The sequence below is a fragment of the Peribacillus sp. B2I2 genome, assembly GCF_041261685.1.
GTDB lineage: Bacteria > Bacillota > Bacilli > Bacillales > DSM-1321 > Peribacillus.
In genome coordinates this window covers 2,535,103-2,561,134 of record NZ_JBGCCB010000001.1, presented here as the reverse complement: position 1 = coordinate 2,561,134, position 26,032 = coordinate 2,535,103, and the positions used below count along the sequence as shown (strand labels likewise).

17 protein-coding genes and 3 pseudogenes are annotated in these 26,032 nt (G+C 40.5%); 5 read left to right on the top strand and 15 right to left on the bottom strand.

Going from position 1 to position 26,032, the window contains the following annotated elements; genetic code table 11:
- Positions 1 to 21 precede the first annotated feature (21 nt).
- Positions 22 to 2,481 (bottom strand): SpoIID/LytB domain-containing protein, encoded by a 2,460-nt coding sequence (locus tag ABIE66_RS12705; RefSeq protein ID WP_370014930.1) that lies wholly within the window; start codon positions 2,479 to 2,481, stop codon positions 22 to 24.
- Positions 2,482 to 2,670: 189 nt separating this feature from the next.
- Between ABIE66_RS12705 and ABIE66_RS12700 the strand changes: the two are divergent.
- Positions 2,671 to 4,098: pseudogene (locus ABIE66_RS12700) on the top strand (IS4 family transposase).
- Positions 4,099 to 4,262: 164 nt separating this feature from the next.
- Here the strand turns inward: ABIE66_RS12700 and ABIE66_RS12695 are convergent.
- The 3 genes from ABIE66_RS12695 to ABIE66_RS12685 form a co-directional block, all read right to left on the bottom strand.
- Positions 4,263 to 4,835, bottom strand: a complete 573-nt coding sequence (locus ABIE66_RS12695) for a DJ-1/PfpI family protein (protein ID WP_230175774.1) — start codon at positions 4,833 to 4,835, stop codon at positions 4,263 to 4,265.
- Positions 4,836 to 4,890: 55 nt separating this feature from the next.
- Entirely contained in the window at positions 4,891 to 5,604 is a 714-nt protein-coding gene (locus ABIE66_RS12690; RefSeq protein ID WP_230175773.1) for an iron-sulfur cluster assembly protein, read from the bottom strand.
- A 75-nt stretch (positions 5,605 to 5,679) separates the two neighbouring features.
- Positions 5,680 to 6,705 carry an amidohydrolase family protein gene (locus tag ABIE66_RS12685; protein WP_370014929.1) on the bottom strand — a complete coding sequence of 342 codons (1,026 nt, stop codon included), beginning with the start codon at positions 6,703 to 6,705 and terminating at the stop codon, positions 5,680 to 5,682.
- 516 nt (positions 6,706 to 7,221) lie between these two features.
- On the opposite strand from ABIE66_RS12685, the gene ABIE66_RS12680 reads away from it, so the two are divergent.
- A complete protein-coding gene (locus tag ABIE66_RS12680; RefSeq protein ID WP_370014928.1) occupies positions 7,222 to 9,237 on the top strand; it encodes a sigma-54-dependent Fis family transcriptional regulator in 2,016 nt (671 codons plus the stop codon).
- A gap of 676 nt (positions 9,238 to 9,913) precedes the next feature.
- Here the strand turns inward: ABIE66_RS12680 and ABIE66_RS12675 are convergent.
- Positions 9,914 to 10,048: pseudogene (locus ABIE66_RS12675) on the bottom strand (winged helix-turn-helix transcriptional regulator); the annotation flags it as partial.
- Between the two features lie 376 nt (positions 10,049 to 10,424).
- Between ABIE66_RS12675 and ABIE66_RS12670 the strand changes: the two are divergent.
- Positions 10,425 to 11,480, top strand: coding sequence for a P-loop NTPase (locus ABIE66_RS12670; protein ID WP_370014927.1), 1,056 nt, complete (start codon positions 10,425 to 10,427; stop codon positions 11,478 to 11,480).
- Between the two features lie 235 nt (positions 11,481 to 11,715).
- On the opposite strand, the gene ABIE66_RS12665 is transcribed toward ABIE66_RS12670, so the two are convergent.
- Genes ABIE66_RS12665 through fdhF form a run of 4 tightly spaced genes read right to left on the bottom strand, consistent with a single transcriptional unit; the run spans position 11,716 to position 15,656 of the window.
- A complete protein-coding gene (locus ABIE66_RS12665; protein ID WP_370014926.1) occupies positions 11,716 to 11,910 on the bottom strand; it encodes a hypothetical protein in 195 nt (64 codons plus the stop codon).
- 38 nt (positions 11,911 to 11,948) lie between these two features.
- Positions 11,949 to 12,182 (bottom strand): heavy-metal-associated domain-containing protein, encoded by a 234-nt coding sequence (locus ABIE66_RS12660; RefSeq protein ID WP_095394836.1) that lies wholly within the window; start codon positions 12,180 to 12,182, stop codon positions 11,949 to 11,951.
- A complete protein-coding gene (locus ABIE66_RS12655; RefSeq protein ID WP_063575957.1) occupies positions 12,182 to 12,700 on the bottom strand; it encodes a helical membrane plugin domain-containing protein in 519 nt (172 codons plus the stop codon). The genes ABIE66_RS12660 and ABIE66_RS12655 overlap by 1 nt, the downstream gene beginning before the upstream one ends.
- Positions 12,675 to 15,656: a formate dehydrogenase subunit alpha gene (fdhF, locus tag ABIE66_RS12650; RefSeq protein WP_370014925.1), complete on the bottom strand. Its 2,982-nt coding sequence runs from the start codon at positions 15,654 to 15,656 to the stop codon at positions 12,675 to 12,677. Before fdhF ends, ABIE66_RS12655 begins: the two co-directional genes overlap by 26 nt.
- Before the next feature lie 263 nt (positions 15,657 to 15,919).
- Here fdhF and ABIE66_RS12645 point away from each other — a divergent pair, with 263 nt between their 5' ends.
- Together ABIE66_RS12645 and moaA are read left to right on the top strand one after the other, a co-directional pair.
- A complete protein-coding gene (locus tag ABIE66_RS12645; protein WP_370014924.1) occupies positions 15,920 to 16,138 on the top strand; it encodes a hypothetical protein in 219 nt (72 codons plus the stop codon).
- 432 nt (positions 16,139 to 16,570) lie between these two features.
- The gene (gene moaA, locus ABIE66_RS12640; RefSeq protein ID WP_101225164.1) at positions 16,571 to 17,584 is read left to right on the top strand and encodes a GTP 3',8-cyclase MoaA; all 1,014 of its coding nucleotides are present in this window, start codon (positions 16,571 to 16,573) and stop codon (positions 17,582 to 17,584) included.
- Between the two features lie 177 nt (positions 17,585 to 17,761).
- Here moaA and ABIE66_RS12635 read toward each other — a convergent pair.
- The 6 genes and pseudogenes from ABIE66_RS12635 to ABIE66_RS12610 form a co-directional block, all read right to left on the bottom strand.
- Positions 17,762 to 18,483: pseudogene (locus ABIE66_RS12635) on the bottom strand (GntP family permease); the annotation flags it as partial.
- Positions 18,484 to 18,992: 509 nt separating this feature from the next.
- Positions 18,993 to 20,456, bottom strand: a complete 1,464-nt coding sequence (locus ABIE66_RS12630; protein WP_370014923.1) for an NAD-dependent succinate-semialdehyde dehydrogenase — start codon at positions 20,454 to 20,456, stop codon at positions 18,993 to 18,995.
- A 58-nt stretch (positions 20,457 to 20,514) separates the two neighbouring features.
- Positions 20,515 to 21,810 (bottom strand): MFS transporter, encoded by a 1,296-nt coding sequence (locus ABIE66_RS12625; RefSeq protein ID WP_370014922.1) that lies wholly within the window; start codon positions 21,808 to 21,810, stop codon positions 20,515 to 20,517.
- Positions 21,811 to 21,943: 133 nt separating this feature from the next.
- The gene (locus ABIE66_RS12620; protein ID WP_370014921.1) at positions 21,944 to 23,200 is read right to left on the bottom strand and encodes an iron-containing alcohol dehydrogenase; all 1,257 of its coding nucleotides are present in this window, start codon (positions 23,198 to 23,200) and stop codon (positions 21,944 to 21,946) included.
- A gap of 97 nt (positions 23,201 to 23,297) precedes the next feature.
- On the bottom strand, positions 23,298 to 24,503 hold the full coding sequence (locus ABIE66_RS12615) for a hydroxyacid-oxoacid transhydrogenase (protein ID WP_098371989.1): 1,206 nt from the start codon (positions 24,501 to 24,503) through the stop codon (positions 23,298 to 23,300).
- A gap of 18 nt (positions 24,504 to 24,521) precedes the next feature.
- Complete coding sequence (locus tag ABIE66_RS12610; RefSeq protein WP_370014920.1) at positions 24,522 to 25,964, bottom strand: aldehyde dehydrogenase family protein; 1,443 nt, start codon at positions 25,962 to 25,964, stop codon at positions 24,522 to 24,524.
- Positions 25,965 to 26,032 lie beyond the last annotated feature (68 nt).

Below are 26,032 nucleotides of genomic sequence, written 5' to 3'. Positions count from 1 at the left end.
CCGTTTCACTGATCGGATTCTTTATCGGACGTTCGTTAGGTATTTTGCGTGTACATAACCTGTGCCCTTACCGAACTGAATTTTGTACCAAGAACTGCTCTTAGTAATTACGGTAACGATTTGGTTTTTCTTCAAAGAGCCAAGAACTTTCCCTGATGTGGATGGTTCGGAACGGACATTTAACTTCGTAGCATTGACCTTGCCAGTCAAATTCTTCGCTGCCGATTTGTTTATTGTATAGGAAGTGGTCGTTGTACGTTTATTCTTGCTTGGATCAATCGCTGTAATGGTAAATGTATACTTTCCGTTCGATACCTTTGTTACATTCCATGATGCACTTTGTATACCGGCATTTTTTGTAGCATTATTGGTTAGTGTCACCAAGATTTTTCCTTTTGAATCTTTTACTTGAACGGTGACCTTCGCCTTTTCGCTAATCTCATACTTTAAACCAACTTTACTCGTTTTTGAATCATATGAGGTTTTTAAATTCTTAATGGAAGGTGCCGTTGTATCGGGTTTTGTTAATGTAAATGGAACCGTTGCTGAGCCTTTATTTTGACTGCTGTCGATCGTTGCAATTTCATATGAGTATTTCCCGTTCGATACATTCGACACATTCCATGATGTCCATTGGACACCGGGATTTTTCTCTGCATTATTGATCGGAGTAGCTAGGATTTTGCCTTTTGCATCTTTTACTTGAACGGTAACCTTTGATTTTTCATTAATCTCATACTTCAGGAAAACTTTATTCGTTTTTGAGTCATATGAGGTATTTGTATTTTTAATAACTGGAGCCGCTGTGTCAGGCTTTGTTAATGAAAATGGAACAGATGCTGAACTTGCATTATTACTACTATCAATCGCTCTAATTTCAAAGGTGTATGAACCGTTACTTACCTCTGATGCATCCCAAATGGCTAATTGCGATCCTGACGGCTTTTGATCCCCTTTGACAAGAGAAGCGATGATTTGCTCTTTTTCATCCGTAACTTCCACTGTCACATTCGCTTTTTCATTTGTATCAAAGGTTACTTTGACTTGGTTTGTTTTAGAATCGTAATGGGCTTTTAAACTATTAATCATTGGTGCTGTTTCATCTTTAGGTGCGGGATCCGGAGCTGGTGTTGGAATTGGCGTTGGAATGATAGGTGCCGGTTCTGGCTTGACTGGTTCTACTTCTTCAGGCTCTGGCTGATAAGCTTGTTTTAAGCTTGTCCCTTCATAATAGAAAGCAAGAATCTCGCGATACGTATTTCCCTTTTCGCCAGCCTTTTTCGCGCCATACTGACTTAGTCCGACACCATGGCCGTAGCCCTTGCCTGAAACGTTAATCGCATCCCTTGCAGTATCCACTTTGTCTACTAAAAAGCTTTTCATGAAGCTCAGACCGATAATTTCTCTAATTTTCGAAGCCGTTACATCTTCTAATATTACACTTTGCTGTAGCGCTTTCCCCTTTTCTTTCACCATAAATTCAATCTTTATACTTCCTTTACTTACCCTGCCGCCACTTGTTAGTGCGTGAAGGGATAGATGAGGGACAGCCGTTATTTTAATGTCTTTGCCGGTATAGCCATTTTTCTGTAGCCATGCTCTAATATTAGAAATTACTGGTGTTTGTTCAGCTTCCTTGGTATTAGCCCACCATGCATCTGCTTTTGTCAAATCTAAGTTTGTAAGGTCTATTTGTTGCTTTTTCACACTAAAACTCCACACAGCTTGTGGATCATATGGATCGTCTTTGACCTTTAAATATGGTAGCTCTGTGCCGACCCAAACATTTTTGTTTGATTCGGTTTTTCCTCCATTGCTAGAGGAAAAAAGTGCATCTGAACCTATATGTAGTTTTTCACCATAACCAATGACCTGACCTTCTGTTGCTTTAACAGCCTTTGTTGAGTTTTCGTGCCAAGCATAGCCACCGTATACTTGGTAACTCATTGTGTCATCGGGCGTTTTGTTAATGTAGCTCATTGCATAGGTTCTCGCCGCAACAGCCTGTGCCTTTAAGGCTTCCTGATTCCATAAAGCCGGCATTTCAGCTGGAACGACCCCATTTAAATAATCTTCAAGACCAATTGAGTTATACGGACGGATGAATTTCCCATCTTCGATAATAAAACGAAAACTACCTAAGTATGTACGGCCATTAATCGAAAGTGGACCATTGCCTGTTTCGGGTTTCACTTCAATCTCAGAAGCTTTACCAACTTCTTTTGAATCTGTTAGAACAACAATGTCCGTACCGCTGACCCTCAACGTATACTTCTTGTTCGATTCTAGTTTTACATTTGCTAGATTCGTAGTGTACGTGACTTCCGGTTCGACAGTAATCTCGGATTTGTTACCAAGATAGCCTTTTAATTTGACCTTAATGAATGGATCGGCTGCCGCCTTAACGAATGTTTCTGGAAGTAGAGAAAACATGAGAACGAGTGTAGCAAACATCCACATTCCATAACGTACCTTTTTCATTGAATAACCTCCTCATAATTTGGAAATTTATTAAAATAATAGTATATCATCCATAATGAGACATTAGTCGATATTTTACTATTTTAGGGGTCCCACCGCATGGCCGTTAAGCTAAGGTGAATTTGTATCATCATAACGAAAAAAACGCTATTCTTTTTGTAGAAATATACAGGAAGGATGGCGTTTTCTATGAGTTTTTCTGTTTCAGACGAAATGAATCTCTTTTCTCAAGAACTTCAAAACTACTTATCTCCGTCTTCTCTACAACAATTAGCTAAAGAAGTTGGTTTTGTTCAACGTAAAAGTAAATATCAAGCACAAGAATTAATTGCTTTATGTGTATGGCTTAGTCAACAGGTTGCGAACGCCACTCACACAATTTTGTAGCCATCTCGAAGCATCTACAGGTGTCCTCATGAGCCCCGAAGGGCTTAATCAACGATTTAATGGTTCAGCCGTACAGTTTCTTCAACAAGTTCTAGCTAATCTTCTCACTCAAAGAATTCATTCAACACAAGAAATACTTCACCCATACTCCACGACTTTTAATCGTATTCGGATCCTAGATTATACAACATTTCAACTTCCAGATAAGTTTGCCTCACATTATCAAGGTTCTGGCGGAAGCAGCCATACCGCAGGTGTTAAAATCCAACTTGAATATGACTTATTGAGTGGGAAGTTCCTTCACGTTTATGTAGGAGAAGGGAGAGAAAATGATAAAACCTTCGGTTCAACGAGTCTACAAATCATTCAACCGAAAGACTTATACATAAGGGATTTAGGGTATTTCGACTTACACGACTTACAGAAAATGAATGATGAAGGTGCTTACTATGTCTCACGTTTGAAGTTGAATTCTCGTATATATCGTAAGAATGATGAACCAGAGTTTTTTCGGAATGGGACTGTGAAGAAAGGTACTCTCTTTATTCAGTTAGACACGGAAGAGCTTATGAATTAATTACAACCTGGTCAAACACTCGAAATTTCAGAAGCATACATCGGACTGTATCAAAAACTACCCGCCCGAGTGGTTATTCATCGACTAACTGAGGCACAAACAGAGAAAAGATTGAAAGAACAAGCAAAAAAAGAAAAGAAGAAGGGCATTACCTATAAAGACCGAAGCAAACGATTAAGTGGAATGAACGTATATATTACAAATCTTCCTTTAGAAGACGTTCCAACGGAACATATCCATGACCTGTATTCGTTACGTTGGCAGATTGACATTCTATTTAAGAACTGGAAAATCTTTCTTTCAAATTGACAAGTGCAAAGAGATCAAAAGGGAACGCTTAGAGTGTCACTTATATGGGCAACTGATTAGCATTTTACTCTGTTCCTCTACCATGTTTAAAATGCGTCAGTTACTTTTAGACATAGAAGGAGTTAAGTGAATATAAATCTATCTATATGATAAAAGACTATTATTTATTGTTTTATCAAGGATTACAAAAGGACACCCAAGAACTATCAAAGACTTATCTCCATCTGTTTTACCTTTTGGAGAAAAACGGACGGAAATGTCATCGTTATAACAAGAAAACGGTCTTTGATATCTTAGGTGTTGTCTATGATTATTCGATGTCACAAAAACTCAAAGTTGCCTAATACTTTTTAAAAAACCTATTTGGAAGCCGTTTTAATAAATTCAGCCATAAATATTGTCCAATTTAAAAAGGATTGCCAGTGGCAACCCTTTTTTCTCAATATTAGTATTCTCACCCATATTAGCTTGAAAATAAGGAGGGAATGTTTCAGTCCTTTTGACTTATTTAAACAGAAGCTTCTTTTTTAACATTTAGCAATTTAAAGAATTCTTTCATAAAACCTGGGAGATCTGGCCAAGCATGCCCTGACACGATATTGCCATCAACATGAAGCATTTTTTCCACGTATGTAGCTCCTGCAGCTTCTATTTCGGGTCTACATGCGTTATAAGCTGTCATCTCCCTGCCCTTAATATATTCTCTTATCGTTGTTAATACCAGTTGTCCGTGACAGATAACTCCAAGTGGTTTATTTTCTTTTAAAAAATGGGCGGTTATATCTTGTACTTTTTTATTCATACGAATATATTCAGGAGCACGGCCCCCAGGAATAATAAGTGCGTCATAATCAGTAGGTTCAATCTCTTCAACCGAGGCATGAGATTCAATTTTATATCCCCATTTTTCTGTAAACGTTTCCATTTCAGGCAAAAAATCATGAACAACTGTCTGGAGACTTTTTTTCACAGGTGAGGCAATTGTGCAATTAATATTTTCTTCGATACATCTATAATATGGATAAAATACTTCCAATGCCTCTACAGCGTCACCAGTTATAATAAGAACGTTTTTACTCATTTTTCATCACATTCCTTTTCTGAAATTTTTTAAAATTCCCTTAGCATACTTAAAATTATATTTTCGTCAATGTACTTTCATCAGCGGAAGGCAAATTATATCGAGCCTCTAACAAACCGCGACAATAATGAGCATTAAACTCCATATTCATTCGTGACCCTTTAGCACCTCGCAGATAATCAGCAAACCCTTCTTCAGTTATCTCTTTATCTTCAGGAGTCGTTATGGCTAATTGATTTAAGTAATTCGACGTTTTTTTCTTTTCTAGGTATTTTTCCCTAAGTAACTTCCCTTCTACAGATAAAGGTAGTTCATATAGCTCTTGGATAGATAAATTGAGGATTTCTTTCTTTGACATCCCATTTTGAAGTAAATATCTTATAAGTTTCTCTTGCCTTGCATAGAAAGCTTTTATCTGGAAAGTCTTACGTAATTCATCAAGATCTCCATCAGATAAACTACTAAAGGATTCGCTAAAGGATTTACCTGAAGTTGCTCCTTGGTTGATTTCATCCGAAGCACAGTGATCTAATAAAGTTACTTTAACTTCATTTACCCAGTCTAATTCAGCCACATACTTCAGTATATCTTCGGCCATGATATATGCGAAGTTAGGTGAACACCAGTAAGTTGGTAATCGAAAAACTACTTCGACATCGTTTTCTTTTATTACTGTGTGATCGATAAATCCTAATTCAGTTAAAGGCTGGTCTAATTCTGGATCATAAACTTTATCAAGCATGCTATAAACCTGTTTTTCTTTGTTCATAAAGTTCGATGCACCTCTCTTTTTCAATGATTGATACAAAACTTTAACACGACTCAACTGGTCTATTGATTGAGATTAAACCATTATATGTGAAGCTAGTTCGCACTTTTGTAACTTCGCTTTTTGAGCCTCGATATCAATATTATAGAGTCTGGCTGCATTACCACCTAAAATTTTCTTTTTTACATTCAAATCAAAAGTTACGCCTGTTTCCTGTTGGATATCTTCAGGAAGCTCAAAATCTACGAATTTTTCGATAAGCCATTTTGGTTCCCATATTCCATAATCACTCCCGAAAAGGATGCGATCCTCATCCAGCCAGTACAATAACTCACTTATGATTTCTGCAAAATAACGAGGACGTTGATGGATAAGTGATATGGCTACAGCTAATCCCCCGTATACATTTTTCTCTTGTGTTGCAATCCAACAAAAATCTTCCAGTCTAGGCAACCCAACATGCTCTACGATAAAATTCAGTTCTGGAAAAGTACTTGCAGCATCATCAACATCAGCTACATCAAAAGCGTCACGATTAAGCGGTGTGACCGTTGGACCTTTATGGATATGAATATTTTTTATTCCCAGATCAAGGCATTTTTGCAGATAACGCTGAGACCACGGATCAGACAGCTTATACCCTTTAGAATCGCCATACCAATCAGCTGTATAAAGTTTTATACCTTGCCAACCGTATTTCAATTTCATCGCTTCTAGATTTTCTAACCCGCGCTCACCATGTCGAGGATCAAGCGTCCCATTACATATAAAACGATTTGGATATTTTTTTGAAAGGGCATCATTCACATCAAAATCTCCAAACCCTTTTTTGTAAAACTCCTTAAGATATACCGGTTGAAAAATAGCCATATCAGCATATCCTTTTACAATGACATCCTGTACCAACGTTTCAGAGCCATATTTCTCGAATTTTTCCCTTGGCCAAAAATATTCTTCAGGACTCAAGTTCTTATGATAATCATAGAAACAACTAATAAACTGTTCACCATGTATGTTTAGCTGGTTTTCCTTGCTTCCATCCCAAATTGCCACATGAGAATCAATAACAAAAATTTCTTCCCCGCTTTTCGTTTTATACAACATTATCACCCCTTCAAGTTTTGCCTTTCTCTTTACTTCATTGCAAATACTGTGCCAAAACTTCCTTCTTTACTATCAAAAATTATTAAATGTTTCTTTAATACAAGCAAGAGTACATCTATTCCGATTTTATCAGGTTCTAAATAATTGGAAATCTGGAATGATAACTATAGATTTAAATAAAAATATTGAAAGTTCTGTATTTTTTTTTAATGATATATGGTGCATTAAGCGACACTGTATCTAAAAGTGACAATCGTAATTAAGCAAAGTGCGACACACCTAACTTATTAGTTTGATTAAGAATAGTAGATTATATTTGAGAGTGGGAAAGCATAGTGGAGACTAATAAGATTGATAATTCAGATAATTGGTATATAATATGTGTAACTATATTACCAACGTGATGTAGAACTTTTTATTATCAATCACTTAAAAATATTGTAAGCGTTTACTGAAAGGTCAGGGTGATTTCAGAAACATGGCACGCACTTACATTAAAAGGAAGGTACCGGTATGAAGAACCCATATATTTCGTTGGATATTTTCTCTTCACCGAAGACTGAAAAGGATAGAATCGAAAGAGCCTGGGAGAATTTTATATCAGGCCAAAATTTAGTATCTGAAGTGAGATCCTTAACTTATCAATCTTGGGAGCGCTCTATTCGTCATGGAGTACACCCCACCAAAGGGAGAGCCCCACTGGTTCTGTCACAAGATGAAATACAAGAATATCAAACAACCCACACGTTCTTTTCTATTTCAGAATCCCTTCTACCAAAACTTAAAGAATCAGCAATAGATTCAGGTCACTTAATTGTGATTTGTAATCATAAAGGAGAATTATTATATCTAGAAGGAGATGCCTCTCTCAAAAAGAAAGCCGAAAATATAAATTTTGCAGCAGGGACTTCATGGTCAGAGAGCTATGTAGGGACAAATGCTATGGGCACTTCTTTGGCTACAGGAGTCCCCATGCAAGTCTTCGCGGGAGAACATTTCTGCCAACCTGTTCACAATTGGGTATGCTCAGCCTCGCCGATTAAAGATCCTGCAACACAAAAGGTTCTTGGAGCGGTCAACTTAACCGGTATTTGGGACGTGGTACATCCCCTCTCTCTATCCGCTGTTGTTTCTATCACTCAAACAATCGAAGAAAAGCTCCAAAGCCAGCTCAAATTTGAGCACTTTTTGCTACTTGAACATTATATTGAAACAACTCGTAAAAGCCCCAGTAAAATAGTGGCTGTGCTCGATCGTGGACATCAAGTCATTAAAGCCTCCACCCAATGGTATGACAAAGGTTGGATTGATTACAATAACCGATTAATAAATTCATTATCAGATTGCAGTGGCACAGAAGGCATGAAAGACGGCTGGATTTTTGAGTCAGTCCCTTTTTATCATCAAGGATTCCCTATTGGTTTTATGATACATGCGATTTCAAAAGTCAAACCTTTAAATAAAACGGGATTTAGTACAAAGTACTCCTTCACAAATATGATTGGGAAATCTCCGGAATTCCAATCTGTTATCGATGAGGCGTATACAATGGCCAATCTGGATTTACCCGTTTTAATTGAGGGAGAGAGCGGTACTGGCAAAGAGTTATTCGCCCAATCCATACACGCTTATAGCCATCGATCTGAAGCTGCTTTTGTAGCTGTTAATTGTGGGGCAATTCCAAAAGAACTCGCAGCAAGCGAATTATTCGGTTATGAGGAAGGCACTTTCACAGGAAGTATAAAAGGTGGCCGTGCCGGAAAATTCCAACAGGCTGAAGGAGGAACAATTTTTTTAGATGAAGTTGGCGAGATGCCACTAGATTTACAGGCCATGTTTTTACGCGTGCTTGAAGAAGGAGAAATTGTACGAATGGGTGGAAGAGAACCGATAAAATTAAATGTACGGGTAATTGCGGCAACAAATTGTAATTTAAAAAAAGCCTGCGAGGAAGGCACTTTTCGTAAAGACCTTTACTACAGACTTAATATCCTTTCCTTGGAAGTCCCCCCACTGCGCGAAAGAACAGGGGATGTCCCCTTATTATTAAATCATTTTTTGACAAAAACCTGTGCAGAAATTAGAAGACCACCACTTAAAATAGGCGACCAAGACATGTTTGTCTTAGAGCAGTATGAATGGCCTGGGAATGTACGTGAATTAAGGAATTTTGCCTACAAAGTGGCCATAAAGGCAAATGGCAATATAATCACAAACAGTGATTTCCCAAAAGAAATCGGACTAACTAAAAGGATAATAAATTATTCAGCGACAGATCATACACATCAAAAATTGAATAATAAAGAACAGCCATTAATACTTACTAATCCTTCCTCATCTCACGAAGAATCAGTGAGTTATCCAAACTCTTTAAAGCAGCAAGAATTGCATATGATTCTTATGGTACTTAATGAGGCAAATGGCAATGTTACAGCGGCTGCAAAAAAACTTGGCATTCATAGAAGCACAATTTATAGAAAGCTCGGGCGGAATACTAAAAATGAAGGTTTATCTAATAACAATGGATAATGAAAAACCAGGATGTCCTTTCTTGATTTCATTGTGTTTATTGGGAAAATTATAAGTTCTGCCGTTTTTAATTCCTTATTTCACAAAGGATCTGATAATTAAAAATCATCAGTATAGTTAACACTATTTCTTAAAGGGGAAAAGTATATATATTTTCTGAAGTAAATGATGAACTGTAGAATTTCCACTTCAAAGAGCACCATGATACATGGAGCTCTTTATAATTTTTTTAATTATTTTCTTCAAAAATTAAATCCTATCCATTTTTTTTTGAATCTTATCCAAATCTATTTGTCAGTAAATTATTATATTACGTATATTTATTTTGTGTAAGTACGCACTTTATAATCATATAGTATCAATAAAATTACATAGTGTAATAAAGTATATTAATTACTGTGTCTTTATATAATATTCCTAGAAACGAAGAGGTTTTCCCCTCAAGGTAGACACTCCTTCATTAAGCTTACCGTACACCAATGGAATTGCACCAATGCCGGGTGCATGTGAAAAAGCCAAGGTCAGCGCTATACAAAAATCGCTAACCTAGGCTTTTAATAACTGATTATTATATGTTATGCTTTTCTCAACCTTAAAAATTTGATACGTGACCATATCAAGGTAAAGAAAAAGGAGAAAACATCTCTGAATAAGAAAAAAGGAAGGAATAATTTTTCTACTTGATATCCTCTTTTCTTTCCACTTGTCCCCCAAGGATATTCTCCATATAATTTTTACCCCATATATACATCGAATCAAGAATCGGCATTAGGCTTTCTCCATGTTCTGTCAGAGAGTATTCCACTTTGGGACAAAAGGCAGCCGCTTTGATGCGGTAGTTCCAGTTCAATCAGAGAAAACCCATCAGCTTCTCGCTATTTATCATCGCAGGAGTTTACCGAAAATGCAGCAATTGCTATGACAGGATATACGCATGTTCTTAAATGAAATAGATGTGCTTAAGGCTCCTTTTCTGAGGAAAATAATGTATTTGTCAACATTAGTCGGCAGGAAGATATGTTTCAATTATAGGGTTATTCCTTGTTAATGTGAATCTCGGCTATACAGACTCTTCTGCCCGCTTACACAATTTTTGATGAAAGATTTATAGGACACTTGATCTTTTCAGTCTTTTTTTTATAAAAAATGACCATACTGAGGATAAATACATTAGAGGATGTTATAAAATGATTACACAGGAACAAGTGATGCAAGTTTTAAGTGGTGTGCAGGATCCAGAACTTCATAGAAGCCTTGTTGAGTTAAAAATGGTTAGAAACGTAAAAATAGAACAATCAGATATTAGTGTTGAGGTTGTATTAACCATTAAGGGCTGTCCCTTAAAAGCAAAGATTAAAGAAGAGGTTCAAAATGCTCTTCAAGGCATTGGTGCTGTAAATGTGTATGTAAGCTTTGGGGTCATGAGTCCTGAAGAAAGAGCTTCATTAACTCAAGTATTAAAGAAGAATTCAACAACGGAAAGCGGGATGCCGTCGATGCTACGCCATGATTCCGGGGTACGCTTTATCGCGATAACCAGCGGCAAAGGCGGCGTAGGGAAATCGACCGTTACCATCAACCTGGCTGCTGCTCTCGCCCGAATGGGGAAAAAGGTAGGAATTTTGGACGCGGATATTTATGGATTCAGCATCCCGTCCATGATGCAGATTAATGAAAAGCCGACTATGATCGGCAAAACCGCAATACCAATTCTCAGTCATGATGTGAAGGTAATGAGCATGGGTTTTTTTGCTGAGGATAATAACCCGGTTATGTGGCGGGGGCCGATGCTGAATAAATGGATTCAAAACTTCCTTGCCAATACCTATTGGGGCGAACTGGATTATCTGCTTCTCGACCTGCCTCCAGGTACTGGAGATGTGGCAATTGATGTGGCTGCAATGATTCCTCAGGCAAAGGAAGTGATCGTGACTACTCCTCATAATGTAGCGTCGCATGTTGCCTCAAGAGCTGGGGTCATGGCGCGTCATACGAAACATGACATATTAGGCGTAATTGAAAATATGGCCTACTATGAAGAAAGCGATGGCACACGGAATTACCTTTTTGGAAGAGGCGGCGGAGAACGCCTGGCTGAACGGCTTCAAACAGATGTAATCGCACGAGTCCCCTTTGCGAGTCCTGTACAAGCAGCAGGCTCTTCTGTATATGACGAAGACTCACTGGTAGGAGAGCTATTCCGATCGCTGGCAGAAGATGTGTTATATAAGGATGCTCAATAAAATGGAAGGCGATATAGATTTTTATATCGCTTTTTTTATGAAGGTTCTGGTTTCTTAGGGTATGGAACGTAAAGTTAAACCCGGTAAGACTAAGGCATAACAGTAGCCATACTGCAATTTTAGGTGGCTAATAAACCTCTTTATATCGCAATCCGCTTTGGTTTATGCTGACTGAGTCACAGCTTCAAGTACTCTCGCTCATATGCTATTTGGCTATTTGATTTAACTCACAGCTTTATACAGTCAAACTGGCAGCTGCACTTACTGCCTTGCTATAAAAAAAGGGAATTCCATAATCGGATTCCCTTTTCTCACGTCTTCTTTTAATTGTCAAAATAGTTGAACGCTCTGTCGTTCTGGCAGTTTTCACAGATATGAAGAATTCTGGTTCTTTCTGATTCTGTTTCTTCGGTTTCCATTTCCTGCTCACTGCCGCATAATTCACAAATCTGCATAATCTTCCTCCTCTTAATGAGGTGATTTTTGGTTTTCCGTTTTTATATCATAGCCTGAGTCTCTGATGGCCTGTTGAAAGTCCTGGAATGAAGCGGCATTTTTGTCATAGCCGATTCTTGCTTCTCCGCTTTCTTTATTTACATCAGCCCGGAGAATGCCCCATACACCGTTTAATGATCGAATGATTTTGTCGGAATCTTTTTCCGATAGTGGTCCATGAATCTTGATAACACCTTGTTCTTCCATTACCCTTGTCCTCCTTCTGGATGAAGTTCCTGTGAAGGATGCTGTGTAAATGATTCACCCATGCCATGAAGGAATTCAACCATGGTTGTCATCGCCGCTTTGATTTCTGGATCTCTCAAGCTTTTACCTAATTTCCATAAGCTGTGTTTTTCATGGTTTTTGATGCTTTCGCCCATATGGTCAAGGCCTTTTGTAACACCGCCCAGCATAGATTGCAGCTGGTCCGGTTTTAAGGTGCCCATGAAATTGAAAAGGTAAATGGCATTTTTGATGGTGTTATGCATACCAGGCTGGTTAACTTGCTGCATGGCAATAACCCCGACGTCTGTACGATTTTCCAAAATGGCATGAAGCGCATCGAGAATCCCGATTTCCTGCAGATTCTTTAAAATAGCGAGTGCGGAAAGAATCCCTTCTTTGTTATCAGCAAGAGCTTTTAATATTTCCCCGATTGACTGAGCTTGTTCTTCCATCGTATTTGGCACATGTTTATTAATTTGCCTGATTGCTTTCGCCATATGCTTCCCCTCCATTTCCAAATAACTCTTCTATCGCTTGAAAATCGTCACGCTGCCACTTTTCCTCAACCCGAACGCTGATCTGCGGATTCCTGTTACCGAACCGGTGGTTATGCTTAGGCAATGGCGGTTCACCTGTTGCTTCTAAAATCTCCATTTTAACACCGATTTCCTTATATGCAGGAGTATGTGTAACTAGATCATGATAGCTACTTGTCAGGTAATTGACAGCTTCATCGTCCTCAAAGCTGTTCATCGTGAGATAAATTTCCTTGCCTTTAACCCGGTCCGTAACAAGCGTCCTTACTTTAACCTGTCCATATGGTGAACTTAATCTAACTAATGTACCGTCACTGAGATTGCGTTCCTCCGCCAATTCGTGCGATACCTCCAGCCATGTGCCAGGTACCTTATGGATAAGTCCTTCTGTCCGGTACGTCATATTTCCTTCATGGAAGTGCTCAAGCAAACGTCCATTGTTTAAATGGAGATCATATTCTTCTCCTGCCATATATGGAGGAGTCCAGTCAACAGCGAACAGCCTTGCCTTTCCATCCGCAAAGGCAAATTTGTCTTCATATAATAGAGGTGTATCCGTTCCATCTTTGTGAACCGGCCAAACTTGGCTGTTAAAGCCTTCAAGACGGTCATAGCTCACACCTGCAAATAGGACAGCAAGACTGGCTGCTTCATCCATAATTTCACTTGGGTGCGAATAATCCCAATTGGCACCCATCCGGTTCGCTACTTCCTGGAAGATCTGCCAATCCGGTTTCGAATCGCCCAGCGGATCAAACACCTTATAGAACCTTTGAATGCGCCTTTCCGTATTTACAAATGTCCCATCTTTTTCAAGTGAAGGTGATGCCGGTAAAACAACATCGGCAAATTGTGCCGTTTTCGAGAAGAAAATATCCTGTACGACAAAGAAGTCCAATTTTTCAAATGCACTCTGAACATGGTTCGAGTTTGCATCCACAAGCCCCATTTCTTCTCCAAATAGATACAGGGATTTTAATTTTCCTTTGTGGATTGCCTCTACCATGTGGTGGTTGTCCATTCCAGGATCTTTTGGAATTTCAACGCCCCATGCTTTTTCATACTTTTCTCTAACCTCGGCATTTCCGACTGGCTCATAACCAGGAAACCATGATGGCATTGTACCGAAATCACAGGCTCCCTGTACGTTATTGTGGCCTCTTAACGGATAGGCACCTGTACCTGGACGGCCATAATTTCCCGTAATCAGCAATAAATTTGAAATGGCAGTGCTTGCGTCTGTTGCGCCGGAATGCTGGGTAATCCCCATAGCCCAAAGGATACAAACTGAATTAGCTTCATGAATCATTGTAGCTGCTTTGATTAATTCCTCCTGCGAAAGTCCGGTCATCTCTTCTGCGTAGCTTATGGTGAATTTATCCAGTGTTTTAATATATCCTTCTACGCCTGATACACGATTTGCCAGAAATTCTTTATCATGCCAACCTTGATCGATAATGTACTTCGTTACGGCAGAAATCCAGATTAAATCAGAACTCGGCTTAGGATGCAAGAGGAAATCCGCACGTTGTGCTAGCTCATGCTCTCTAATATCAGCTACTAATAATTTTTGTCCAAATAGCTTATGAGCCCGTTTTACACGTGTAGCGAGGACAGGATGAGATTCCGCTGGATTTGCACCAATTACAATAACCAAGTCTGTAGTTTCAATATCCTGGATAGTTCCAGAATCGCCCCCCAATCCTACTGTCCTTAAGAGTCCTGCAGTAGCCGGAGATTGGCAGTATCTAGAGCAGTTGTCGATATTGTTTGTTCCGATAACCGCACGCGCAAATTTTTGCGCCACGAAGTTTTCTTCATTGGAGCACTTGGAAGAAGCGATCACCCCAATGGATTCCGGGCCATACTCTTCCTTTATTTCCGTAAGCTTACTTGAAATCAGATCTAACGCTTCATCCCAGGTCGCTTCTTCAAACTCTCCGTTTTTACGAATCAAAGGCTTGGTTAAGCGCTGGTCACTGTTAACAAAATCCCAGCCCCATTTTCCTTTTACACAGGTGGAAATGCCGTTAACGGGAGCTTCATGGGTAGGCTGAATTTTTAAAATCTGCCTGTCCTTTGTCCATACTTCAAAGCTGCAGCCTACACCGCAGTATGTACAAACCGTCTTAGTCCTCTTAATCCGTGCTTTCCTCATGGCAGCTTCCACTTCTGATATCGCAAAAATTTCTTTATATCCAGGCTCCACTTCTTTAATTAAATCAACCATAGGCTCTAAAATTGGAGCCGGCAGGTTTGTTAAGAATCCTGCTTCACCGAGCATGGATGTCTCCATTAAAGCATTACATGGACACACGTTCACACAGTGTCCACAGGATACACAAGAAGACTCATCAATTGGAACATCATTATCCCAGATAACCCTTGGTCTTTCTCTTCCCCAGTCAATAGTTAAGGTTTCATTGACCTGTAAATCCTGACAGGCCTCAACACACCGGCCGCACAAAATACACTGATCCGGTTCATACCTATAGAAAGGATGGGAATTATCCGGAGGGTAGGGTTTTTCTCTAAATTCATATTTCTGATGCTCAATCTCTAAGTATTCGGCAGTATTATGGACGGTACAATTGCCGTTATTATTATCACAAACAGTACAATACAGTTCATGATTTTCTAGGATCCGTGACATCGCTTCATACTGGGCATCCTTAACAGACTTTGACATTGTATCAACCGTCAAACCTGGAACAGCCTTTGTCGAGCAAGCACGGACCAATTCCCCATCCACCTGCACAAAACATGTATCACAGGTTTGGATTGTCCCCAGATCGGGATGATAACAAATGCTTGGAATGTACAATTCATGACTTTGGGCGACTTGCAATATCGTTTGACCTGGCTGTGCTGTTAATTCCTTTTCGTTGATTCGGATGGAAAAAGAATGGTCAGACATGTGATTCCTCCTATCTTGCTGCCGTTAAGCTGAATTATTTTATAAATTAAGCCATACACCAGCAAATGCTGTTGATTCATCCTAGTATTCCCAAAAAGGATATGAATAAAATAAAATATATTTTTACAGCCCTTAAAAATTATTCTAAAGCCTCTGTGTATTAATCCTTTCTTTTTTGGCAAGTTTATAGGAGATGATTTGTTGATAGCGAATCGAGTCTACATATATAAAGAAATTTAACTGAAGGCAGGCGAACCGAAGCTATGGAAAAAGAAAATCTTTTACAACTAGTTCAATCAATGATCATGTCCTCATCAAAGAAACCAAAATACATGAGCATCTCTACGGTGAAAGTTGCAGACCTCCTAGAAACCTCCATCTCCCATATCGAAAAAGGATTGCAGGAACTTGTACAAGAAGGACGCCTCCGACAATCAAAACTGGAACAGCCACCGCACAACACCATTTACATGCTTCCATAATAGGGGACCGTCCCCACTTCCCGAATTATTTCCCAGAGTAAAGTTTTTTTTTTCGCCCTTTTAAACAGTAAAATGGCCCCATCTTGATGGGGTCCTTCTTGTATCTTTAACAATAACCGGATTACCTTAAGGTAGTCCGGTTAACTTTCAAGTCGTCTTTCAGAAAACCTAAACCAATCTACAAATTGAAGGTAATGAGGATTTTGAAAGGGTTAAGAATAAGCAAAGAAGCAAAGAGTTTGAGGAGTTTGTAAGAAGTTTTACTGATACTCTTAATTATTTGATGTTAGATGCATATACATTAATAACCTTTTTGGAAGTAGAAAACTATTCATCAGCTCTTTAACTGAAAGTGAACGCCAAAAAGCTTTAGACCGTGGCGCCACTTTTTATGATCTGTTTTTTCTAATACTTGGGGATGGGAGTGGTTAAGTGAACCGGCATATAAAAGATTCATTGGACAGACCACTAAGGGATTTAAGGATTTCCGTCATTGATCGGTGTAACTTTCGCTGCCAGTATTGTATGCCTGCTGAAATTTTTCATGATAATTTTCAATTTTTGCCTAAAAGTGAGCTCTTGTCATTTAAGGAAATCGTAAGGCTTTCTAAAATATTTGCAAGCTTGGGAGTTATAAAACTAAGATTGACAGGCGGGGAACCTTTACTGCGGAAAGACCTTACAACTCTTATTTCAAAGCTCGTCAAAATTGAAGGTATAGAAGATATCGGTTTGACTACAAATGGTGTTTTTCTGAAAAAACAAGCCGGGAATTTGAAATCAGCGGGATTAAAGAGGGTGAATATCAGTTTAGATAGCCTGGATGATGAACTTTTTAAGCAGATGAACGGCAGGGGTATAGGGATAAAGCCTGTCATAGAAGGTATAGCGGCTGCCAAAGAAGCAGGCCTTGGAGTTAAAGTGAATATGGTAGTGAAAAAAGAAATTAATCAATCCCAAATACTTCCAATGGCACATTTTTGTAAAGAAGAAGGTATTCAATTACGCTATATAGAATTCATGGACGTCGGACATACAAATGGCTGGCAGATGAAGAATGTACTTACAAAAAAAGAGTTACTCGAGATTCTCCAAGCAAAATTCGATCTTGAACCAGTTGAAGAAGATTATTTTGGAGAAGTGGCAAAACGCTTCCGGTATAAGGGAACTACAACCGAATTGGGGTTTATAACATCCATGTCTGAGTCTTTTTGTTCCAGTTGCACTCGTGCTCGTCTTTCTGCTAACGGAAGTTTATATACATGCCTGTTTAATGGAAAGGGGCATGACTTAAAGTCATTGCTCCGTTCCAAGATGTCAGATGAAGAATTGACTTGCTTCATCATTTCACTTTGGAACCAGAGGGACGACCGCTATTCGGATGAGCGGTCAGCGGGAACAGTGAAAAAACAGGATAAAATCGAAATGTCATTCATAGGCGGGTGACAAACAGCAAGTTCTCCTCAATCATAAAGGGATCGCAACGTTTCCATCCCTAATTCAAAAATTTGATTATGGAGGGCTTATTTGTTTTCATACAAAAGAGCTGCTAATCAGCTTCTGGGATTGAAGTAAAATATCGTTACTTTAAGTACAATTTATCATGGTCTTCTAATTCCTTTATTAGACTAATCCAGTTGAGCTGTAGACTAAAATAATTACAAATGCTGCTAGTGTCTTAAAAATTGTAATCACAAAGATATCTCCATATGATTGTTTGTGTGTTAAGCCTGTAACCGCAAGTAAGGTAATAACAGCGCCGTTATGAGGTAACGAATCCATCCCGCTTGATGCCATCGCTATGACACGGTGCATTACATCGGAAGGAATATTATATTGATTAATAGCTTGTATATACTTATCTCCCATCGCACTAAGCGCAATTCCCATTCCACCAGACGAAGAACCAGTAATACCAGATAACTCGTTTGTTGTAACGGCCCCAAGTGGATTCGTAAAAGTGTGTGAAATACCATCACGTACAGTTGCGAATCCTGGTAATGAAGCAATGACCCCACCAAATTCAGAAGCAGTATTCATAGCTGCTAGTAACGCTCCACCAATACTGGCATTAATGCCCTGTTGAAACCCCGTTGTAACACGTCCCCAATCGTAAGCAACGGTTGCAATAATACCTAATACTAGAGTAGTTCGACAGACCAAATACCTGTTACTGTCGCAAGATCTACTTTCCCAAACAAATCTAATCCTATCTTTGAAAAGTCAAATCCCTCTGGATACCATTTCGGAATAGAAATAGTAAAAAATTTATTCGCCATACCCACTAAAACTAGCGGTATAAATGCAAATATTTGTCGTACTGGACTTGTATTAACAACTAAAGGAACCGATAATGGAATTACTGTTTCTGCAGCAACTGCCGTTAAGTGTACTTTTACGAACAGGGTAATTATAGCAAACAGGAAAGGCTTATCAAGTTAGGGATGATGGCATCCATATGGGTCTAATATTTTCTCTTCTTCTGCATCATAGTAAAATCCTCTTTCTCCGTTAATACATTTGAATCAAGTTCCGGTTCTGTTTCAATTATTTCCACAAAGTCTTTTCTAACATTACCTTTATCTATAAACTCTTCGGTAAACTTGTCAATTTTATATCTGAAACATTCATCTTTGCACCTTCCTTTGTCACAATTAAGCGAATTTGCATGTTACCAATTCAAAAATTCAGGATATTTTATATTCGTCTTAGGATGTAAAGCAACCTGGCCATAGGTTCTGTAACTGAGGTTTGTTAATCAATGGGGAGCGTGTGTTGAATTAAGTCTTTTTATGAGGTAAATAAGAAAAGGCTTAAGGATTCTACTTCACCTTAAGCCTTTTCTTGCCCTATTTTAAAAACCCATCGATATATATTTTTCTTCTAAATATTCTTCAAGGCCTTGATGGCCGCCTTCCCTTCCCATGCCGCTTTCTTTCATGCCGCCAAATGGGGCTTGTGCAACGGTGGGAATGGCGTCGTTGTACCCAATGATGCCAAACTCCAGAGCTTCGGATACCCTGACCCCCCTGCTTATATTCTGTGTGTAAAAATAAGCGGCCAGCCCGTACTCTGTATTGTTGGCAAGCTCGATCACCTCTTCTTCTGTATCAAACGGAATGATTGGCGCGACCGGTCCAAATGTTTCCTGGTATGTGATGAGCATATCCTTGTTCACTCTACCCAGTACGGTCGGTTCATAGAATAATCCATCAGCCAATTCCCCTTCAACTCTTTGTCCGCCACAAAGAAGTCTGGCACCTTTTTCCAAGGCATCTTGTACATGTTCCTCTACCTTTTCCAGGCCATCACTGCTGACAAGCGGCCCGACTTCAACGGTTGGATCGATGCTATTTCCGACTTTTAGAGCTTTTACTTTTTCAACAAAAAGTAAAGAGAATTCATCGATGACAGAACGGTGGACATAAATTCGATTTGCGCATACGCACGTTTGTCCGGTGTTCCTGAATTTGCTTGCAACGGCACCAGCTGCTGCGGCTTCCAAATCAGCATCCTCAAAAACGATGAAGGGCGCGTGTCCTCCAAGCTCAAGGGAAAGTCTCTTGAGCTGCGGGGCTGACTTGGTAACCAGCAATTTGCCTACTTCAGTAGATCCGGTAAAAGATATTTTCCTTACTACCGGGTTTTCAAAAATTTCATCCGAGATAGGTCCAGCACTCCCTGTTACGATACTGACCACTCCAGCAGGCACTCCCGCCATTTCTACCAATTTACCAAACGCTAACGCACTAATAGGAGATTGTTTTGCAGGCTTGACAATGACTGTACATCCAGCGGCCATGGCAGGTCCTACTTTCCGCGTCATCATGGCCAACGGGAAATTCCAAGGGGTAATGGAAGCAACCACTCCAATCGGCTGGCGGATCACCGATAGCCTTTTATTTGCGGCAGAAGCAGGGATCGTTTCCCCATAAATCCGGCGGCCCTCTTCAGCAAACCATTCCAGGTAGCTTGCAGCAAAATCCACTTCACCCCGGGCTTCCGTTAAGGGCTTGCCCATTTCCATACTCATGATTTCTGCTAATTCATCTTTATATTCATGCATAAGGTCATGCAATTTCTTAAGATATTTACTGCGTTCCTGTGCCGTCAGTTTTGACCAGGTTTTAAACGCTTCCTCAGCAGCTGCAATTGCGGCATGCGTTTCTTGGCGTCCTCCACTTGGAATCTTTGCCACCACTTTCCCTGTTGATGGATTTGTTACTGGTAAAGTTTCTCCGTTAAGTGCTGCAGTCCATTCACCGTTCACATACATTTTCAGTTCAGATAAATTGACTAATCCACTAGTTTTCAGCATGAATATGTCTCCTTTTTTCGTTGAATTTGCAAAGCGCTTCATTATATACACAAAAAGATTAGAGTCCTGAAACTTTAGTTCCCCCGTCAATGTCCGTGTTAATGGAAATCCTTTCATTTTTAAGAACGAAGGTATACCCCACAGCAGCAATAAGGCAAATGACTACAGGTATGATCAGGGCTATATTGAAATTATTGAACTTCGTTATTAAGATCCCTGTTGCGACTGGAGCTATCCAGCCAGCGAGGTTCCCTACGAAGTTTTGCAGCCCTGCAAGCTTTCCTTCCGCACCCTTTGGAGCAACATCCGAAACAGTGGCCCAGAGAATGCCCGCAGCCAATCCTTCACCGCCGATTGCTATTGAGATATACGTAAGTGCCATTATGGCGCTGTCTGTATAGATAGTCGGTATAATGGCTAATGGAAAAAGCATGCCGATAGTTAAAACAGTCTTTCTTGCTTTGATGGAATTCCAGCCTCTTTTAATCAAGAAATCCGACAAAACCCCTCCTAGAATATTTCCCAGAAAGGACATGATCCAAGGTAGCATCGTGAAAAATCCGGCTTTTAAAAGAGTCATTTGCCTTTCGACTACAAGATAAGTGGGAAGCCAGGTCATCATTAAATAAGTAAGATAGTTATGGGCAAACAAGCCATATAACATAGGGTAAACACTTCTGAATTTGAAGAATTTAAATGGCGAGATGTTTAGTGTCGTCGCTTTTTCGGTTTGACTTTGCTCCTCTTTGATATAGGCTACTTCGGCCTCGTTTGCAATCTTACTTTGCTCTGGATGGTTTTTGAAAAAGAATAACCAGAATGCCAGCCATACAAAACCGATGGATCCAATTACCACAAAGGATGCTTGCCATCCCCAAGTCTGGATGATCCATGCTAAAATGGGTGTCGTTATGCCAATCCCGATAGCTGTACCAGAATTAAATATCCCGTTTGCAATGCCCCGTTCGTGTGACGGCAGCCAGTCTGAAATAACGCGCGTATTGGTTGGAAACGCTGGAGCCTCTCCGATTCCCATTAAAACGCGGATACCGATCAGTCCGCCAAGCGAACGTCCCATTCCAGTAAACACCGTACAGAGCGACCACCAAACGATGGCAATCGAATACGTTAAGCGTGCCCCCAATTTATCAACGATTACCCCGACCGGGATCTGCATTAAGGCATACGACCAAAAGAACGCTGACCCCAATATCCCGAATTCTACTGCCGAAAGCGAAAGATCCTTCATCATCGAGGGTCCTGCAATGCCAAGAATTGCCCTATCCATATAATTGATTGTTGTTGCGACGAAAAGGAGTACCACTACAAGCCATCTTCCATTGGTCTTTTTCATACGTCACCTCATTAGATAATTATATTCAGGTAGAAAAATGCTGCGGGAAATCCATGTGTCCGAAAAAAGTTAAAAAGGGGAAACTGATTCGAAATCCCCTGAAATTCCAGGTGATTTTCAAGTTGAATGGTTTTTATACATTCACGATGGCCGTTTCTGAATTTTTTGCACTGCTTGCATTTCGATTACCATTATTAAAACCTTCAAAGTCCCCCTCATAAGCCTTCTCTATAATCAGTTGGATATCCGATGCCTTCGTCAGCCTTGGATTAACCACCACGTTACCGCTTCGCATGGAATCTTCCACTAATTTCGGCAAAACGTCCAATGATACTCCAAGCTCTTTAATATTAAGAGGAATATTCATGCTCCGATTCATATCGATGATGGTTTCGATTGCTTTCTCGGCTGCTTGCGCATTGGATAAACCGCTTACATCCCTTCCTAAAGCTATTGCAATTTCTCTATACTGATCCTCACATGCCGGCAGGTTGAATCTCATGACGAATGGCAATAGTGCTGCATTTGCGATGCCATGCGGGATATTAAAGACTCCTCCAAATGTATGGGAAATGGCGTGTACATTACCCAGTCGGGATTGTGAAAAGGCTACACCAGCTAACAGGGAGGCTACAAGCATGTTTTCCCTGCTTTCCATGTCCGTTCCCACAAAGTACGATCGTGTTAAATTTTCACCGATCATCTTAATGGCCTGCATCGCGAAAGCCCTGCTGACAGGGTTGGCAGATTTGGAGGTGTAAGATTCAATCGCATGAGTCAGAGCATCCATACCAGTAGCTGCAGTAATCTCTTGAGGCAAATTTAATGTAAGAGCAGGATCCAATATAGCTAGCTTTGGAAACAAAAGTGAACTAAGTACTCCTAATTTAAAAGAGGTGTCCTTATTCGTTACCACCGTCGAATTAGTAGCTTCACTGCCAGTTCCAGCCGTAGTCGGGATTGCTATGATCGGGAGCGGAGGATTGGAAATCTTTCCAACTCCTTCATAATCCAGGATATTGCCGGGATTAGTAGCCATTGCCGCGATGCCCTTGGCTGTGTCAATGCTGCTTCCTCCGCCTACAGCCAGAACCGCCTCCATCTTTTGTTGCTTAAGATACACTGTCCCCTGTTGGATTGTTTGAGCTGATGGATTAGGCTCTACCTCATCGTAAATCTCAAAATAAAGGTTTGCCGAAGCAAGGGATTTTTCAATGCCTTGTAAGAGACCGGCTCCTCTAACCCCTTTATCTGTTACGATCAGCACACTCGATACACCTAAATCCTTAATTAGTTCCCCTGTTTTTCCCGATATTCCGTTACCGCACTCCACCCGTGTCGGCATACTATATGTAAAAGGCAAAAGAGACATTTTCATCTTCCTCTCCATTTATATTCTATTAGATAGTGAAACCCTTTCCTCCGCAGTCTGCAGATCCATCATGAATGATGCTTAACCTTCCAAGGACACCATTCCTTCAAGCAATCTATAAAGCTTTTCTAAGTAATTCTTCTAAACTGTGCTGGGTTGGCACTCTTGGGTTATTCCGAATCAGGCGATCGATTTGGAGGGTCTTCTCAGCAATTTCGGGAATATCCTCTTCTTTGATCCCAATCTTCGTCAGCTTTGTAGGCAGTCCAATTTCCCCAAGCAAGGTAAGCACAGCTTTTGAAGCAGCCAAAGCCGCTTCCTTATCGGAGAGGCCATCCGAGTTCACATTGAATGCCTGGGAAATCCTCACCATTTTTTCTGTTTCTACAGTTGCATTATATTCCATGACATATGGAAGCAAGAGTCCGGTCACCTCTCCATGAGGTGACTTCACAAGTCCTCCGATTGGGTAAGCCAATGCATGGGCTGCTGCTGTACCTGCATTTGAAAAGGACATTCCAGCAAGCAGGCTGCCCATTAGCATATTGGAACGGGCCTCGAGATTGCTCCCTTGTTGCACCGCAAGCGGCAGGTTTTTTGCAATCAATTCAATGGCTCTGAAGGCGAGTGCATCGCTTATGGGGATTGAACCTTGGAATAAAATGCTACCTTCTGCCTGGATATATGCAGAAGGTTTGGCTGTGTACGCCTCTATCGCATGTGACAAAGCATCAATTCCGGAACAAGCTGTAACATAAGCGGGAAGTCCTAACGTTAATTCTGGATCAAGTAGAGCAACAGTTGGTCTTAGGTAATTATCCGAGATACCAACTTTCAGGTTATTTTCCACATCGGTCAACACCGCTACAGATGTCACTTCTGAACCGGTTCCAGCCGTCGTCGGAATCGCTACAAGAGGGGCGATGGGTCCAGGAACCTGGTTTTCTCCGCCATAATAGTCCAGGGGATGTCCGCCATGGGCAACCAACAAAGCGACAATCTTCGCCATATCAATACTGCTTCCTCCGCCAAGGCCAATTACTGCATCAATATCCATTTGAGATTTAGCAAACTTATAACAATCCATCGCCGAATCTACCGGAGGCTCCGGTACGACCTGGTCATAGATAACTGTTTCGTAATTTGCATGTTCCAACAACGATGAAATTCTGTCTACGATTCCTGCATTTTTGATCCCTGGGTCAGTAACGAGTAAGATGTTTTTCGCCTTTAATCTTTGAAGGATCACATCCAATTGCCCGATTGCCCCGTTTCCAAATACGATTCTTTCGGTAGAATAAAAATCCCATGTATTTCTCATATTCCTTACCTCCAAAGTCTAAAGATTGATGACGACAAGTTTTTCGTCTGTCATTTCTTGCATGGCATAATGCGGTCCCTCTTTGCCAATTCCGCTGTCCTTCACACCGCCATACGGCATAATGTCAGCACGGTATGTAGAAACATCATTGATGATTACACCGCCAAAATGGAGTTCCTGTGTTGCCCGCATGGCTAAAGTGATATCGGATGTAAATAAACCAACTTGTAAGCCGAACTTCGTATCATTGGCCTGATGGAAAGCCTCCTCGATGCTATCGAAAGGAATGATGCTAATCACCGGCGCGAACACTTCCTGGCAGACTACCTTCATTTCCGGTTTCACATCTATTAATATAGTAGGTTCTAGAATCGAATCCCGCCTTTTCCCTCCATATACCACTTTGGCCCCAAGACGCCTGGCTTCCTGGATCCATTCTTCCGCACGCCTTGCTTCTTTCTCGGAAATCATAGGGCCAATGTCCGTGGAAGAATCTTCCGGATTACCGACCTTCAAGCCCTGTGCCACCTTGACTGCCTTCTCCACAAACGTATCGCAAATATTTCTATGAACGTAGATTCGCTGTACTGAGATGCAAGCTTGCCCTGCATTCACATACCCTCGTGTGACACAGAGCTCAACTGCTCTGTCTAAATCATGGACATCCTTGTGAATGATGTTTGGGGAGTTATTCCCTAATTCCAAAGTAACCTTACGAATTCCCGTACTGCTCTTAATATGCCGACCTACACCGGGACTCCCTGTAAAAGTGAACATCGCAATTCGTTCATCCTCCAAAAGGTATTGACCTGTTTCCTGCCCAAACCCGTTAACCACATTCAGAAAACCTGCAGGCAATCCAGCTTCAGAAAAAATTTCTGCGATCTTGCATGCAATGAGTGGCGTCATTTCAGCTGGCTTCAACACGATTGTATTTCCCGCTGCCAACGCAGGAGCTACCTTGTGTATGGTGAGATTGAATGGGAAATTAAACGGGGTGATCGCACCGATAACCCCAACAGGAACCCTGATGGTGAAAGCCATCTTATTGTCGTTTCCAGACTGCCCCAAAGGAACGCCTGTACCGGCAATCCTTTTTGCTTCTTCCGCTGAAGCTATCATCGTTTGGATTCCTCTATCGATTTCCCCTCTGGCATCCTTCAATACTTTACCGACTTCCTGAACCAGAATCATCGCCAGCTCTTCTTTTCTCTCTTTAGCGATATCCGCTGCACGCATTAGAATCTCATAGCGTTGATTGGAATCTAGCTTTCTCGTATTAAAGGTTTCCAAGGCATTGGTCACCGCTTCAGAAACAATTTTCCGGGATGCCCTGCCGATCTGGGCAATTTCTTCTTTGTTATATTTGTTAATAACAGCGATTGTATGTTGATCGGATATCCATTGCCCATTTATGAAATGGCCATAAAATGTGTCTTTTCTGCTCAGCGTTGTGCTCATTGAAGATTCCTCCTTTGAAAAATAAAGATCACTTTTTTTAACTTCACAGTTATTTCTTCTAATAGATT